This is a genomic window from Mycobacterium shunyiense, assembly GCF_058270075.1.
This window is the reverse complement of record NZ_JBZDPU010000005.1, coordinates 415,212-430,244: the sequence shown is the minus strand read 5'-3', so window position 1 is coordinate 430,244 and position 15,033 is coordinate 415,212. Positions and strand designations below refer to the sequence as shown.

The 15,033-nt window shown below is 64.8% G+C and carries 18 protein-coding genes; 9 read left to right on the top strand and 9 right to left on the bottom strand.

Annotated features, from left to right (window positions below; all coding sequences use genetic code 11):
• The first annotated feature begins 77 nt into the window (after nt 1-77).
• Nucleotides 78-512: a VOC family protein gene (locus tag AC4ELH_RS04430; protein ID WP_448448734.1), complete on the top strand. Its 435-nt coding sequence runs from the start codon at nt 78-80 to the stop codon at nt 510-512.
• A 36-nt stretch (nt 513-548) separates the two neighbouring features.
• On the opposite strand, the gene AC4ELH_RS04425 is transcribed toward AC4ELH_RS04430, so the two are convergent.
• Entirely contained in the window at nt 549-1,061 is a 513-nt protein-coding gene (locus AC4ELH_RS04425; RefSeq protein ID WP_064885237.1) for a DinB family protein, read from the bottom strand.
• A gap of 151 nt (nt 1,062-1,212) precedes the next feature.
• Nucleotides 1,213-1,953: a cutinase family protein gene (locus AC4ELH_RS04420; RefSeq protein ID WP_498883321.1), complete on the bottom strand. Its 741-nt coding sequence runs from the start codon at nt 1,951-1,953 to the stop codon at nt 1,213-1,215.
• A gap of 256 nt (nt 1,954-2,209) precedes the next feature.
• Here AC4ELH_RS04420 and AC4ELH_RS04415 point away from each other — a divergent pair, with 256 nt between their 5' ends.
• Together AC4ELH_RS04415 and AC4ELH_RS04410 are read left to right on the top strand one after the other, a co-directional pair.
• Nucleotides 2,210-2,971, top strand: coding sequence for an alpha/beta fold hydrolase (locus AC4ELH_RS04415; RefSeq protein ID WP_064885235.1), 762 nt, complete (start codon nt 2,210-2,212; stop codon nt 2,969-2,971).
• Nucleotides 2,972-3,033: 62 nt separating this feature from the next.
• Nucleotides 3,034-3,537: a GNAT family N-acetyltransferase gene (locus tag AC4ELH_RS04410; RefSeq protein WP_448448763.1), complete on the top strand. Its 504-nt coding sequence runs from the start codon at nt 3,034-3,036 to the stop codon at nt 3,535-3,537.
• 16 nt (nt 3,538-3,553) lie between these two features.
• Here the strand turns inward: AC4ELH_RS04410 and AC4ELH_RS04405 are convergent, their stop codons facing one another.
• The 3 genes from AC4ELH_RS04405 to AC4ELH_RS04395 form a co-directional block, all read right to left on the bottom strand.
• Nucleotides 3,554-4,453, bottom strand: a complete 900-nt coding sequence (locus tag AC4ELH_RS04405) for a hypothetical protein (RefSeq protein WP_498883320.1) — start codon at nt 4,451-4,453, stop codon at nt 3,554-3,556.
• A 10-nt stretch (nt 4,454-4,463) separates the two neighbouring features.
• The gene (locus tag AC4ELH_RS04400) at nt 4,464-5,114 is read right to left on the bottom strand and encodes a maleylpyruvate isomerase family mycothiol-dependent enzyme (RefSeq protein ID WP_498883319.1); all 651 of its coding nucleotides are present in this window, start codon (nt 5,112-5,114) and stop codon (nt 4,464-4,466) included.
• A gap of 65 nt (nt 5,115-5,179) precedes the next feature.
• Nucleotides 5,180-5,635, bottom strand: coding sequence for a DUF1942 domain-containing protein (locus tag AC4ELH_RS04395; RefSeq protein WP_064885227.1), 456 nt, complete (start codon nt 5,633-5,635; stop codon nt 5,180-5,182).
• Between the two features lie 135 nt (nt 5,636-5,770).
• Here AC4ELH_RS04395 and AC4ELH_RS04390 point away from each other — a divergent pair, with 135 nt between their 5' ends.
• Nucleotides 5,771-6,172 (top strand): type II toxin-antitoxin system VapC family toxin, encoded by a 402-nt coding sequence (locus AC4ELH_RS04390; protein ID WP_498883318.1) that lies wholly within the window; start codon nt 5,771-5,773, stop codon nt 6,170-6,172.
• A gap of 145 nt (nt 6,173-6,317) precedes the next feature.
• Here the strand turns inward: AC4ELH_RS04390 and AC4ELH_RS04385 are convergent, their stop codons facing one another.
• Nucleotides 6,318-7,058 (bottom strand): hypothetical protein, encoded by a 741-nt coding sequence (locus tag AC4ELH_RS04385; protein ID WP_448448738.1) that lies wholly within the window; start codon nt 7,056-7,058, stop codon nt 6,318-6,320.
• On the opposite strand from AC4ELH_RS04385, the gene AC4ELH_RS04380 reads away from it, so the two are divergent.
• From AC4ELH_RS04380 to AC4ELH_RS04370, 3 genes are all read left to right on the top strand, one after another.
• Entirely contained in the window at nt 7,051-7,590 is a 540-nt protein-coding gene (locus AC4ELH_RS04380) for a hypothetical protein (protein WP_448448739.1), read from the top strand. The two genes, AC4ELH_RS04385 and AC4ELH_RS04380, sit on opposite strands and share 8 nt — an antisense overlap.
• 300 nt (nt 7,591-7,890) lie before the next feature.
• The gene (locus AC4ELH_RS04375; protein ID WP_448448740.1) at nt 7,891-8,319 is read left to right on the top strand and encodes a cellulose-binding domain-containing protein; all 429 of its coding nucleotides are present in this window, start codon (nt 7,891-7,893) and stop codon (nt 8,317-8,319) included.
• A gap of 433 nt (nt 8,320-8,752) precedes the next feature.
• Nucleotides 8,753-9,439, top strand: coding sequence for a hypothetical protein (locus AC4ELH_RS04370; RefSeq protein WP_064958738.1), 687 nt, complete (start codon nt 8,753-8,755; stop codon nt 9,437-9,439).
• A gap of 9 nt (nt 9,440-9,448) precedes the next feature.
• On the opposite strand, the gene AC4ELH_RS04365 is transcribed toward AC4ELH_RS04370, so the two are convergent.
• Complete coding sequence (locus AC4ELH_RS04365; protein ID WP_498883317.1) at nt 9,449-10,135, bottom strand: MspA family porin; 687 nt, start codon at nt 10,133-10,135, stop codon at nt 9,449-9,451.
• Between the two features lie 271 nt (nt 10,136-10,406).
• On the opposite strand from AC4ELH_RS04365, the gene AC4ELH_RS04360 reads away from it, so the two are divergent.
• A complete protein-coding gene (locus tag AC4ELH_RS04360; protein ID WP_498883316.1) occupies nt 10,407-11,015 on the top strand; it encodes an LGFP repeat-containing protein in 609 nt (202 codons plus the stop codon).
• A gap of 65 nt (nt 11,016-11,080) precedes the next feature.
• Complete coding sequence (locus tag AC4ELH_RS04355) at nt 11,081-11,629, top strand: nuclear transport factor 2 family protein (protein WP_498883315.1); 549 nt, start codon at nt 11,081-11,083, stop codon at nt 11,627-11,629.
• Nucleotides 11,630-11,643: 14 nt separating this feature from the next.
• Here AC4ELH_RS04355 and AC4ELH_RS04350 read toward each other — a convergent pair whose 3' ends face one another.
• Entirely contained in the window at nt 11,644-12,210 is a 567-nt protein-coding gene (locus tag AC4ELH_RS04350) for a dihydrofolate reductase family protein (RefSeq protein WP_498883314.1), read from the bottom strand.
• 99 nt (nt 12,211-12,309) lie between these two features.
• The gene (locus AC4ELH_RS04345; protein ID WP_498883313.1) at nt 12,310-14,919 is read right to left on the bottom strand and encodes an excinuclease ABC subunit UvrA; all 2,610 of its coding nucleotides are present in this window, start codon (nt 14,917-14,919) and stop codon (nt 12,310-12,312) included.
• Between the last annotated feature and the right edge of the window lie 114 nt (nt 14,920-15,033).

The following is a 15,033-nucleotide window of genomic DNA, read 5'->3' as shown; positions in this document are numbered from 1 at the left end:
GGCTCGGTAATCAGCTTCACCCGACCAGACCACTACCGGCCGCAGACTCGCTGATCAATTCCCATTAGGGTCGGTTGATGGCCTCCGTCAAGCAATTCCAAGTCACTTTCGATTGCGCAGATCCCGAGCGCGTAGGTCGCTTCTGGTGCCAGGTGCTGGGCTATGTGGTGCCGCCGGTGCCGCCGGGGTTCGACACCTGGGCGGATTTCGATCGATCCCTCAGTCCGGAGCGCCAGGGATCGGCGTTCGCCTGCATCGATCCCTCGGGTCTCGGCCCGAGACTGTATTTTCAGCGCGTACCGGAAGGCAAGGCCGTCAAGAATCGAGTGCACCTCGACGTCCGGGTGGGCGGCGAACTCGTCGGTTCAGAACGCCTCGCGACTCTGGAAGCCGAGTGTGCGCGCTTGGTGGCGCTCGGGGCCGTGCAGGTGCGGGTGTTGCCCGCGGACGGCATCGAGGAGTCCTGCATCGTGATGCAGGACATCGAGGGCAACGAGTTCTGCCTCGACTGAGGTACGCCGCCTGCAGGAACCCAACCCCGGTTCAGGTCAAGAAGTTTCGGTGGTGCCGCGGTCAGAGCGGGCCTGATCGATCTGCTCGCGAAGGATATCGCCGTGGCCGGCATGCCTGGCGAACTCTTCGATCATGGCGAGCAGGGTCCACCGCATGCTCACCTTTCCCTCTGCGGGTATGTCTATCGTGGCGTCGAGGTCGAAGCGGGAGGCGATCTCGCGGGATTGTTGACTGGCGCGCTCGAATTCGGCGATCACGTCGGCGAGCGACTCGTCATCGGCAACGGAGAACGTACCCTCGTCTCGCCTCGAGTATCCGTCGCATGCGGATTCATCGAGGCCGCCCCAGAACCGTTGGAACCAAATCCGTTCCGCGGCCGCTGCGTGCTTGATCAACGAGATCGGCGTCGTCAGCGATGTCACGAGGTGTCGGCGCGCGTCTGGCTCAGTCAGCCCGAGTACGGTCGCGATCAGTGCTTCACGGTTTCGGTCGAGTGTGTTCTCGATGAGTGTGCGCTCGGTTCCGTTGGTGATTCGGTTGGTGCCCATACGTTTACTCCGTTTCTGTGGTGCGGGTGCAGTCATGGTTCAAGTGCCGTTCGCCCAGGCAGGTGTCGAGCGTCCGCGACCGGGCGGACGGGAACGCCGAGCTTGTGCGAGGCACCACCGCACGAAACAGGGAGGATCAGCGGTGTGGTCGCTACAACCGGCTGACCGCAAACTGCGCGGCCTGGTCGACCATGCCGTTCGCGATGTACGAGTTGTGCGCGCCGGTGGGCGGTCCTGGCGCTGCACCATTACACACGCTGTCGCCGGTGGCGCACAGATCGATGGTCTTGGGTGCATACAGCGGTCCGATGGTGATTCGCGGCGCCCCGGCGTCGGTGAGGAACTCGTTTGACGGTTTCCCGAACAGCGCCACGGCGGCCACGTGCGAGGCAATCTCGGGTGGCATCGGCGGCGGCACGAAGGCGGCTGGGACGCCCTCGGGGATGTCGGCAGCTGTGGTGAATGCCGCCACTGCCGCGCCCTGGGAGAACCCGCCGAGCACCATCTTGGTGGTGGGGCAGTCGGCGGCGACGGCCTGAATGTGAGTGGTTGCGTCCCTGATGCCGTCGATCACAGTGAGGGCAAACTGAATGCCATCGGCGAAATCGGCACTGGCCTGGTAATTCACCGGGCACTCGGCGACCGACTTCGCGCCGGCCTTGGCGCGGAGGGCATCGACGAACGCCTGCCCGATGCCGCCGGCACCCGGCGGCTCTCCGGTCCCGCGGGCGAACACCACCTCGGCGTCCGGGCATGGGGCCGCGTTGGCAACGGGCGCGGCGGCGCTCACCAGTGCCAGCGCGGTGAATGTGGCCGTGACCAGCCCCGCGGGCCCGTAGATCTTCCGGCGGTTGCGCACCGCGGGAGTTCGGTGGCGATGGATTGCGTGCATAGGAGAACCTTCGCGTCGGGAGAGGACGGCCGATTGTCCGAACTCGATGGTACGTAACGCGGACGCGCGCGAAAACCGTTGGACGGGGTCGCCGTCGCATTGATAACGTGCCTGCGACCGTGACGGCACGCGAGGAGGTGAGACCCATGGACGCTGTAACCCTGTGGGTGCTCCCACTCGTGTTCACGGTCGGGCGATCGAGGTAGGTGTCGCCGGGAGCGCCTGAACATCGGCACTTCCGAAAGGGCATCACATCATGCATTTCACCTCTGAGACGTCGTCGAACGGCGTCATCGAACGCACCTTCACCCTGGGCGACATCACCGGTGTGCTCTGGTCACCGGAAACCGATTCCGACGGCGCTCCGGTACTGCTGGCCGGTCACCCCGGCGGCCTGGACAAGAGGGCCCCGGGGCACGTCGCCCGAGCCTACTCTTCGGTGCTCACGGATGGTTTTCACGTTGTCACGATCGACGCGCCCGGCCATGGCGAGCGGCCACGCAGCGCAGCAGATGTTCGTCTGGTCGACGCCTTCCAGCAGGCGCGGGCAGAACGCAGCCCGTCGTTCGGTCGGCACCTCGCGGACTACTGCCACTCGGTGGCCGAACGCGCCGTCTCCGAATGGCAGGCCACGATCGATGCAGTCCATACCCTTCCAGAGATCGACCCACGAGCGCCGATCGGCTATTCCGGCATGACACTGGCGAGCGCGGTCGGAATACCGCTGGTCGCGGTTGAATCCAGGATCACCGCCGCGCTCTTCGGCGCGGTAGTCGAACATCCTGAGCTACTGGAGGCGGCGAAGCAGGTGACCATCCCTGTCGAGTACCTGCTCCCGTGGGACGACGAGGAGATCCCACGCGGATTTGGACTCGAGCTGTTCGGTGCCTTCGCCTCGGAAGACAAAGTGCTGCATGCCTTTCCAGGGCGGCATCACCCGGTGCCCGCCGATGGCCGGATCGATACCCGGTTCTTTCCCAGGCATCTCGGGCGCGCGTCCAGCACCGTGCCGGGTTGACGGGGCGGCAGAAGATATGGTTCACGACGCATGAAACACAGGCGGTGAGTGAGAGGTTGGATATGTGGAGTACTCGAGTTGAGCAACCAGAGGATGTCGAGCGCATCCACGCCGTGAATGCGGCAGCTTTTCCCACCGAGCTGGAAGCGAACCTCGTCGACGCGCTCCGAGAAGACCCGACCGCCTGGATCGACGGACTGTCCGTCGTCAGCTGCGACGTGAACGGTGAGATTGCGGGATTTGCGTTGCTCACGCGATGTGCCGTCGACGGTCATCCCGCCCTCGCACTCGGGCCCTGCGCGGTCGTGCCCGATCTCCAGCGAAGTGGCGCTGGGTCGGCGGCGATTCGCGCAGGGTTGGAGCGGGCGCGCCAACTGGGGGAGAACCTGGTTGTTGTGCTGGGTCACGCTGAGTACTACCCGCGGTTCGGGTTCAGCCCGGCATCGCGGCTCGGTATCACTGCGCCGTTCGAGGCACCGGACGACAACTTCCTGGCCCTGACGCTCAATCCGGATGCGGCGGTACCCCGCGGTGAGGTTGCGTATGCGAAAGCTTTCGGCGTCTGACGCCCGACGGCCACTGTTACTCGCCCGTTAGTCGAATCAGCTGCGATTCTGCCTGCGCCACAGCTGCTTCGGCGTTTCGTACCCGATTCTGCAGCTCATCGGCGGATTGTTGCGCGAGGTCGAGTTGCGCTTCCGCTGCCTCGAGGTCGCGCTGTGCGGCCGTGAGCGTCTCGAGGACTTTCTCGTAGCGCCGGCGTGCGGTTTCGACCTTGCGCCGGCGTTCCTTCAACGCTGCGAGAGCATCGTCGTTTGCGGCGCGGGCCTGGCCCAGTTCGGATGCGGTGGCGTCACGGCGGCGCCGGGCCGTCTCAACCGCAGCAGTGTCCTCGTCGGACTGCTTCTCGCGCGGCGTCGGTGGTGGTGGGGTGGGTCCCGGCGAGGATCCTGTGTCGGGCCGGGAACGCGTGATCACAACGGACGATGCTCCGAAGTCGCCGAATCCTGACCACTCTTCCGCTCTGGACAGCCGGCCCAGACGCGCAGCGACCTCGGGATCGGCGATCGCTGCCTGGAGTGTGCCGGTGACGTCGTCGCGCAATGCTGCTGTCGGATCGGGCAGTTCGGCCGCCGCGAATCCGGCGCGGGTCAGGTCCTGCACGAGGGTTCGCTGTGTCGCCGACAGCTCACGGATGCGTTGACCATCCATGGCCGCGTGTGCGGCGCGCAGCGCTTCGTGCAGGTTGGTCAATTTTGGGCGGACTGTCGCGTCGGTCAGTGCGAGCAGGTTCACCACCCACGCAGCCGTCGTCGGCCGACGGGCTGAGGCGATCGCCTTGGCCGCCGATGCATCTCCACGCTTCTTTGCCGCTGCCGCGAGCTCATTGCGCCGGGCGGTGAACTCTTCGGGCCGCATGCCGTAGAGCGAGTCGAGGTCGTCATCGACGGTCAACGCAGCCTCACAGCGGCGCAAGTCCATTGTCCGGCAGTCACACTCGCCCCCCGAATGCGCGGAGCTCCTGCACCGTTGCGCTGGGCCCGGCCATGGTGATCTCGCCTGCTGCTCGTCGACCCGACAGCCACCGGACCAGATCTGGGGCAGAGCCACCGAGGATCACTTCCGGTCCCGACGTCGGTCCGACTGACCACTGCCGGCGGCCGTCGCTCATGCTGACCGTTACCCGAACTCCCGCAGGCAGTTTCTTGACCTGGTACCGCAGTACCAGTGGAATGGCCTCCGTCAGCGTCACCGGCGCGGCGTGGGCGTCGCTGTCGAAACCGACGAGATCCTCGTGATGCGTCCAGTATTCGAACAGAGCCAGCGGCGCCACCGTCGGTTGCAGCAGCAGCCGCGGCATCGGCCGACGCAACCGATCGATCACTGCCGCGAAGCCGTGTCGCTGTTCCCGGCGAAGCGCAATGTCGACCATCTTCGGTGTACCGGACACCGAAACACCACGCGTCACCAGGGATCGAGCAATGAAGGTCGTCACACCTCCGTAGCGTTCTTCACCAGCCAGATGGGCCGCAAGGTGCAGCGCCGTCCACCCGCCACACGCGGTAGGGGCTGACGGGCCCAACTCGACCAACGACTTCGTCAATGCTGCGCGTTCGGCCTTGACGTCCTCTGCGATCGTCATGACCAAAAGTGTTACCGCAGGGCGACGTCGGCGGTCACCTTTCCGCCGATTTCACCGATGGGTGGTCAGCCTTTCCAAACCACCTTGTCGGTACCACCGGCGTCCCGATAGACCACGCTGTCGGGCGCGGTGCCACCGCGTACGTCAAAGTAGACCCGCCCGGTCGTTTGAGACCCCGGTGCGATCGGTTGGTTGGCAAGGCCGTCCGTCTGGTTGCCCTTCATGTCCGCGTAGGTGGAGCTGTTGACAGCCCGAGCGTTGAAATCGGAAATGTTCGGCGTCGGGGAGCCGCTGACGGCCTCGGCCGTCACATCGGCATACCAGATCCCGTCGTTATGACCGCTGGGCTGCAAGTTGCTCACGGTGTAGTCGATGGCGCCACCTGGACTGGGAACTTCTGCGGTTTGGCCGAACTGGAGCGTTTCCGGATCTGCGTATGCCGGAGTCGCTGCCACCATTCCGGCTGCCGCGATCCCGGCCGCAGCTGCCATCGTCTTCATTGCGATCTGCGAGAATGCCACGTTGGGCTCCCTCCGCCGTATTCCTGTTGTGTGCAGGAGTAATTACCTTCTTCTTCACCCGAGGGGTATCCAAACTCAGGTCCCTCAAACGTGCGACCTGCTACTGGTGGCTCGTGTTCGTGCGAAGGTACTGGTATGACAGCGTTTGTCATCGATGCCCCGGTCGCCGTCAAGCTCGCCGCTGATGGAGCCTCGATTCCGCCGGAGCACAGCCTGGTGGCGCCCACGCTCTTGCGTTCGCAGGCACTTGCCCTGGTGTACGAGTCGGTGCGACGCGGCGAGATCGACGACGCGGGCGCCCGCAAGGTCCTCGACGGTATTCGCGGGCTGCGGATCCGACTCCTGGGCGACCGGGTACTACAGGACCGCGCTTGGCGAATAGCCGCCCAGTTGGACTGGCCGGACACCTACGAGGCCGAGTACATCGCACTGACCCAACTGCAGGCGGACGCGCTGGCCACCGCGGACAGGAAACTCGCAGATGCGGCGCGCGCGTTCGTCGAAACCGTTTCTCCAGCAGAGATTTTGCGGCCATAGCGTGCGGTCCATGCCGCGTTTGTAACCGAGTGGCGGCGAAACTCGAATTTCTCCGCCACCACGTTACGTACGTGAGGGTTCGGTGGCCGGGAGGCGGGCAGGTCTCGCCTCTGGTCACTTGGTGATGTGCAGCCGGAGTTCACGTCTACTTCAGGACGATGACCACGGCGTAACCGTCATGGTCACCGGTTGTCGTGGTGGCGGTGTTGTACGAGTTGTCCAACGCCACCATCCCGCCATAGGTCGCCCTGCCGCTGGCGAGCAGCCGAAGCGCGAGCGCATTTCGGGCGAGGTTGGACGAGACGTACGCATGTCTGGGTAACAGGTCGTAGATGACGAACTGTTCGGTGCTGAACGAGCCACTCCAGACGTACCCCGCGCTGGTCTCCACGGGGTCGGGCCCGAAGATTCGGCCGTGGTTGTTGGGGAACAGGAAGAAGTTGTCCGAGTAGCCCAGCAAGGGGCCAGTGGGCTGCTGCCCATAGGTCACATCGTCGATCGTGCCTTGGAACCCGGTGCTGTGGATGGGCTGGGCGGGGTAGCCGGACCAGAACATCGCCGTGTTGAGCTTGTAGGCCGCCTCAGCTGCTGACGTCGACGTCGGGTCGACGATGATGACGTTGACCGGCTCCAGCACCGTCCTGCCCTGGTACGGCAGTCCACCGTAATCGGATATCTGCCCGTTGGACTGCAGCATCCATTTGCCGATATCGCCGTAGACCGTGGGGACCTGATCAGCGGGGGTCGGGACCCCCGGTGCGATCGCCGGAACAGCGTTGACGCCGATCGGGGTGGAGCTGGCCGCCGGCCCGAAGTGGTTGGCAGCGAGGGTGAAGCGTTCGACTTCCCGGTGGACCAACTGCAGCACCGCCTGCACCATGGGCATCGGAACTGCCGGTGCACCACCGGTATTCGCCTCCGCCGGCAAGCCGACCGACGGTGCCGTGGCCGGAGAGCCGGTGCGAGTCGGGCCGGCGGTCGGCGTGGCGGCCAGACGCGAGCGGATCCGAGTGGCGTTGGGACGCACGCTCGTGGGTGAGGTCGAGGCGTCGGTCGCTCTGGCAGGTGCAGCGGAGCGCGCGGGAGCCGGGATCTTCCGCGAAATGCGAAGGGACAACCCCGGTATCGAGGCTGGGCCGGCAGCGGCCGCCCGCTCGTCGCCGATCGGAGCGCGGCGGCTGTTGGCCGGTTTGATTCTTGGCGTGGGTGACAACCCGGGCTTGCGGGTCTTGGCGCCAGGCGATCCGGCGGAGGGGGGACTCTTCACCGTGCCGGCGCCAGTCGATGAATCCGACGAATGTGCGGCGGAACCGCCGTTGTTGTCCGGGGTGCCTTGGGCATTGGCGATTCCGGCGCTGCCTGCCACCGCCGCGCCGATGCCCAAACCCAGCGCCAACAATCCGACGCGCCCAACGTAGATTGCTGCCCCCGACCCGGTCGGTCCGGCGGAAGGTCGATGTTGCGCTGCGATATGCGAGGCCCTGTGCCGACCCATGCTGTCCCGATCGTTTCCGGCGGATCACCACAACTGTCCGCATGTTCCCAGCCATCGTCGGCTGACGATGTTTATACCTGCGGTTTCCGGGCCGGGGTGCCGGTTTCAATCAGCGAATCGGGGAGCCCGGAGATTTCGCGACGGTTTCAGTTGCGCAAAGGTACTGCAGCGGAGCCGCGATGCGAGGCGTCGACATCGCCCGGGTGGCTCTAACTTTGCCACCATGGCGGGATTGCGTTCATACGTGAAGCGCTGGCGCACAGCGGTTCAGGTAGCGGTGTCGGCGTTACTGGTCGCCATGCCCGGGCTTGTCATCACCCCCGTAGCTCAAGCGGCCGCGCCCGCGGCGAGATTGTGGGTGTCATCGACGTGGCAGACCGGCTTCATCGGCCACTTCACGATCACCAACCCGAGCGCCGTGCCGCTGTCCGATTGGAAGCTCGAATTCGACCTGCCGATGGGCGAATCCGTCTCGCACACGTGGAGCAGCAACATCACGCGGTATGGCACGCACTATGTGCTCACGCCCGCGAATTGGAATCGCATCATTGCACCTGGCGGTACCGCCATTGGGGGCCTCAGAGGCGTGTTGTCCGGGTCGTACGCGCCGCCTTCGAATTGCGTGCTCAACGGACAATATTTGTGCACCTAGCGGCGGCTACGCAAAGCGTCGGGGTGCGCCTCGGCAAACGGGAAGCTGATCATTGACCAGGCTTCTACTGGCCGCCGTCGGACAGACCTGTACTGGGGTTTTGCCAGATTTCGGATGTTCTAATACAGTTCACGGCTAATTACTACACCTCTGTAGTGCCAGGTAGAGTGACACCGATCACATTGTGGCAATAAGGGTGGTAGTTGCCATAAATGTGACGTGTCGGCGGCGGGCTGACTCTTGCGTCGCCTCGGCCGAATCGCACATAGCAAACTTTTAGTCGCGTGCATCTGGTCGGATCGGCGCGTGGCCGCCCCAGCGTGACCGATGCACGGTCCATCCCTGTCTTTTGGCGTCTGAATGGCGGTGGGAGCGGGCGGGCGCGTCGGACACGGCTCACAAATTTTCGCAGATCACAGAAGAGAGTACGACCATGCCGAAGTTCGGCGGACCAACCGAGGCGTTCGGAAAACAGAACCGCGCAAAGAAAATCATCACCACTGTTCTCGTCGCTACCGGCCTCGGCGGTGCCACCCTGCTGTCTGCTCCGACGCACCGGAACACCGTGGTGGCGGTGGAGCAACCGCCTGCGGTGGACCCAGTCACCAAGAACGCCGCAGCCGTGGTCCCCACGCCGCCACCGGTGGTGGTCGGCAAGGACTCCAGCGCGCAGGACATCGTCAAGGCCATCGTGAGCCAGGGCCACGCCGCCAGACTCAGCGAAGACCAGATCAAGACCGTCATCGCCACCGCGAAGATCGAGTCCACGTTCCGCCCGACCGCCTCTGGCGGTGTGCAGGCCTATGGCAGCTCAGGTGGCGCGGCTGATGAGGTCATCGGCCTATTCCAGGAGAAGGCCAGTTTCGGCACCGTCGCCGAGCGTCAGGATCCCAACAAGGCGATCGCCCGGTTCATCGCTCGGTTCACTGAGGCGTCCAAGAAATACGCCATCAACGGCGACAGTGTGCTGGCGGCCACGCTGGCGCAGAACCCACAGCTGCTCAAGTTCCGCGGCGGCGGCGTCGGCACGCACTACTACAACACCATCAAGGCGGCGATGAGCGCGGCCGCGGACTTGTACAACCAGGCCGCCGGCCCGGTGCTGCAACCGGTTACCTGACGGTTCCCCTCAGACCGACTTGGTGAGGCCGTAGTAGGCGACCACATCGTCGGTGTCGGTGGTGGAGCTGGTCAGGGTCGCGTAGGACCGCAGGAATGACTGGCCGACGCAGCCGTCCACCTTGATGTGAACGTCCTTCAACGTGACGCGCACCGGCGCGGCCTTGAACGACTTCTTGTTCACCGAGACGTTGGTGACGGTGCCGGGCTTGGGGTGGATCTCCACGGTGCCCGACATCGGCATGCTCACCCCGGTCGGGATGACGCCGGCCAGCGTCGAGCCCGACGTGCTCAGACCGATCGACCCGACCAACCGGACCTGGCCTAGCTCGATTCCGCAACCGATCTGGTAGCCCGTGTCCAGCGTGCCGCCGGTCAGCGAGGTGGATCCGCCGCCGGTGACGGTGCCGGTGAACGTACCGGCCACGAGATACTCGCGCGACGATGCCGCGGTGGTCAGCGGTGCGACCGGCAGCTGGCTCTCGTCTTTGGCCGACACTGTGAGTTTCCAGCCGTCGGGGGTGGTGACCACGCCCGGCTCGGCGGAGGCGACCAGCCCGTTGTCCGGAGGTGGTCCGGCATCGACGGGTGCGGCGGGATCCGGCGGTGGTGGCGGCGGGTCGGCCGACGCGAGGGGCGTCAAGGCAACCGGGGCCAAGACGCAGACAGCGGCCAGCGTGGCGAAACGATTCAACATGCGTGTCAACGCGCCTCTCGTGGTTGAAATCCGGGGTCGAGATGCGACATCGGATTCGGTAGGAGTGCCCGGTCACGGTATTAGGAGCGCGGCGAAGCTCAGTGAGTTCTATTCGCGCAGAAGTTATCTAGGGGCTGTGCCGCAACGCCGTCGAACGGCGGTGTCAGACAGCGATCGCCTGCGCCACTCAAGTGGTTGGGTTATAGTCCCGGCCGGACGAGGGTTCAGTTGTCACTTGACCCACACCGCAGGTACACCCGAGAGGAAACCCATGAGGACGAGCGCATACCGCCAAACGGCACTTGCCGGTCTGGCTGCAGTCGCGCTGATCACCGCGGGCTGCAGCAACGACAAGAGCGTCGACGCATCGATGTCGCCTCAGGTCGGATTGATCTCCACCTCCACGGTTCAAAACCCGGCGCAGACCGCGCCGGTCAAGCTCATCGGCGAGAGAGACGTCGAGGTGACGCTGACCGGCCCGATCGCTGCCAAATACTCGTCGGCCACCGACAAACAGAAGGAACTCCTCGGCAAGCCGCTGACGGGTGACCGTAACGCGGGCACCCGGGACAGTGGCGTGGTGTTCCAGCAGTTCCAGGGCGGGGTGATCGTCGCCATGAATGACGAGGCGGGCACGCCTGCGTACATCACCTCGGGCAAGATCCGGGAAGCCTGGAATGTCCCACGCGACCCGGCCGGCGTGCCGGCGGTCACCGGCGACAACGGCTCGGCAGGCCCGCTGGGTGTTCCTACCAGTGACGAGAACCCCGACGGCGATCTGCTGGTGTCGACGTTCGAGCACGGCAAGGTCGAGTTCGACGCGAAGACCGGCGACGTCAAGGTGACGGTCAACGACAAGGTTGTGCCGTCCGGGCTGTAGCCGGCCGACATTCGCGTCGAGAGCTGTCGAGGGGGCAGACCGGGTCGGTCGTCTAGGTTGGCAGGATGTCGGCCGCCACACCAGATCCGCTCGTGCAGGAGATGCTCGACGAATTCGCACTGCGCAAGCTGGTGCACGGGTACTGCCGGGCGGTCGATCGCGGGGACACCGTCACGCTCCGGAGCCTGTACCACCAGGACGCGGACGACGACCACGGCGCTTTCTCCTCGGGGTCCGTCGACGATTTCCTGCGCACGCTCGTTGACACCCGTCCGTATCTCCGGTCGATGCAACATCACATCACCACGACGAACTTCGCGGTGAGCGGCGACCGCGCGGAGGGGGAGATCTACAGCATCGCCACCCACACGTTTGTCTCGGGCGACGGCGAAACCGAGCTCATCATCGGTGGGCGGTACCTGGACAAGTATGAAAAGCGCGATGGTGCATGGAAATTCACCGCCCGGAAGATCGTGACCGACTGGGCGCATGTGCACAACCCGTCGACCGTCGACGTGAGTCATCCGATGACGCGCGCCACTCCATTCGGTAGTCCGGGGCCCGATGACCCGTCGTACACGTTCTTCTCGCTACTCGGGCAGAACGCGGAGTAACGCGACGACCCAGATCAGTCGTGTTGCGCCTCATAGCGCAGCAGGACCGTGCCGCCTGGGAAGATGCGGTTCTCCAACAGTCGCAGCGAGATCCATGACGGCAGTGTCGGGAAGAACGGTGTACCGCCGCCCACGGCGGTGGGCGCGATCACGAGTCGGTACTCGTCCACCAGTCCGGCCTGCACGATCGGCGCGGCCAGTGTCGCGCCGGCCACCTCCATCTGGCCTTCGGTCTCGGCTTTCAGCTTTTTCACCACCTCGACCGGGTCACCGCGTTCCAGTCGGGAGTTCCAGTCGACGGCCTCCAGCGTGCTCGAGAACACGACCTTGGGCATGTCGCGCCAGACGTGGGCGAAGTCAACGATCAGAGGGGTTGCGTCCGGGGCTTTGTCGGCAGTCGGCCAGTATGCGGACATCAGTTCGTAGAGCCGCCGTCCGTAGAACGCGCACGCGGTCTCCCGCTCGAAGTCGTTCCAATACTGGTGCAGTTCTTCGCTCGGCTCGGACCAGTCGATGCTGCCTTGTGCGTCGGCGATGTACCCGTCCACCGACACGGTGAAGCCATAGATGAGTCTGCCCATACAGATCAGACTGCACCGGGGAACGGAACTCATCGCGGCGAATCACGAGATCGTGCTCAAGTCTTCGGTGGTGGTGAACGAACGCAGACTCACGGCGGTTCAGCGACAGCGCGCAGCGGCCAGGTAGGGCGCAGTTGCGCTGTCCGAGCATTCCGCAATCTCCGCAGGCGTCCCCGCAGCGACGATCCTGCCGCCGGCCGCGCCGGCGCCGGGACCCAGGTCGATGACGTAGTCAGCCTGTGCGACTACCCGCATATCCAGTTCGGCGGCAACCACAGTGTTGCCCGCGTCGACGAGCCGGTGCAGGTGTGCGAGCAGCCGGTCGGTGTCGGCGGGGTGGAGCCCCGCAGTGGGCTCGTCGAGAAGGTAGAGGGTGTCGCCACGGTGCGCACGCTGCAGTTCACCGGCGAGCTTGACGCGTTGCGCCTCGCCCCCCGACAGTTCGGTGGCTGGATGTCCGAGTCGTAGATAGCCGAGCCCGACGTCGCATAGTGCCTCAATAGCTCGAAGTATGTCCGCCTCGCCGTCGAAGAATCCCCTTGCTGACGAAACGCTGAGCTCGAGCACCTCGGCGATGTTGTGACCGTGCCATCTGATTTCGAGAGTCTCTGCGTTGTATCGGGTTCCATGGCAGTCCGGGCATGGGCTGTAAACACTTGGGAGGAAAAGCAGTTCGACCATCACCCACCCTTCGCCTTCGCAGGTTGGGCAGCGTCCGCCTGCGACGTTGAAGGAGAATCGCCCAGGCTTGTAGCCCCGAGCCTGTGCCTCCGGAGTCTCGGCGAACCTTCGCCGGATGTGGTCGAACACTCCTGTGTAGGTGGCGACATTGGATCGCGGCGTGCGGCCGATCGGTTTCTGGTCGATGCACACGACTCTGCGTATGCCGCGGGGGTCGCCGACCACCTCGCCCGAGGCGGGAGGCGCGGCCTCGGCGAGCAGGTCGTCGTCACCCAAGTCGTCGAAGCGGACGGGGCGGCCAAGGTGATCGCCGACGATTTCGGCGAGCGCGTGTGCGACGAGGCTTGACTTGCCCGATCCGGATACTCCGGTAACTGCTGTGAGGCATCGCAACGGGACCGACACAGAAATATCGTGCAGGTTGTTGCGCCGCACGTCGGCGAGCTCAAGCCAGTCGCTCCGATGCCGTGGGGTGCGCGAACTGGACTGTGCGCCCTTACCGAACAAGTAACGGCGCGTGACAGATTCAGTGACTTTGGCCAGACCGGCCGGCGGCCCGCTATAGAGGATCTGACCGCCGTCCACGCCTGCACCCGGCCCGATGTCGACCAGCCAGTCTGCGGCGGCGATGATATCGAGTGAGTGCTCGACCACGAAAACGCTGTTGCCGCTGCGTTTGAGTCCCTGCAAGATGTCGCGCAACGCGTCGCGGTCGCGAGGGTGCAGACCGGCCGATGGTTCATCCAGCACGTACACGACTCCGAACAGCTGAGACGACAGCTGTGTCGCCAGCCGGACACGCTGCAGCTCTCCTCCCGAGAGAGTTGGCGTGCTGCGTGCGAGAGATAGATATCCCAGCCCCAAATCGATCAGCGGTTGCAGCCGCTCCTGCAGATCCGCCACCAATCGCTGTGCGGCGGCACGCTTCTCGGCCGACATGTTGGGTGTCTGCCGAACATCTGGCGCCGCGGTATGAGCGGACCCTCCAGCCTCCACGCGGGCCTTGACCGCCGACCTTCGTGTCTTCTTGTCGAGTACCTCACTGGACACCTCGGGCGCCCAGTCGGGGCCGAGCACAGTGCTGCAGAGCGCAGCGAGTTGGTCCAACGTGAGCCGTGACAGCGCGGCGATGTCGAGACCCTCGAATGTCACCGAGAGCGCCTCGGGTTTCAACCGCTTTCCGTGGCACGCTGGGCATGGTCCACTTCCGACGAACTGCGAGACGCGCTTCTTGACGCCGGCGCTCTTGGTGGTGGCGAAAGTATCCAGCACGTACCGGCGAGCACCGATGAAGGTGCCCTGGTAGCTGGGTTCCCAGTCGTCCTTGATAGCACGGCGGGTTTGCGCCGGGGTAAGCCCGGCGTACACCGGTACCGTTGGTCGATCTTCGGTGAACAGGATCCACTCACGGTCTTTGCGCGGCAGCTTTTCCCAGGGGATGTCGACGTCGTAACCGAGCGAGACCAGGATGTCCCGCAGGTTCTGCCCGTACCAGGCGGGTGGCCACGAGGCGATTGCGCGGTCACGGATCGTCAGCGTCGGGTCCGGGACCATCAGTGCTTCGGTCACCTCGTATACCCGGCCCATGCCATGACAGGTGGGGCAGGCGCCCTGAGGTGTGTTGGGGGAGAAGTCTTCTGCGTAGAGCATCGGCTGCTTCGCCGGGTAGTTACCCGCACGCGAGTACAGCATGCGGATCAGGCTGGACAGTGTCGTCACGCTGCCGACCGACGACCGTGTGCTTGTTGCACCTCGCTGCTGACGCAGGGCGACGGCCGGCGGCATTCCTTCGATCGAGTCGACATCGGGAACGCCCACCTGGTCGATCAGGCGACGCGCATAGGGCGCAACGGATTCCAGGTACCGCCGCTGGGACTCGGCGAACAGTGTTCCGAAGGTCAGCGAAGACTTACCCGAGCCCGACACGCCGGTGAAGGCAACGAGGGCATCGCGCGGGACCTCCACATCGACGTCTCGCAGATTGTGCTCGCGCGCACCACGGACGCGAACTCTGTCGAGAGAGCCCATTTGCCCACGTCCTTCCTGCTCTGGTCACCTCCAAGTCGACTGCTTACACCGACGCTACCCACATGTGTGGGCGCCCTACTGGGAACTCTGGCCTTTCTCGGTTGGGATATGCCA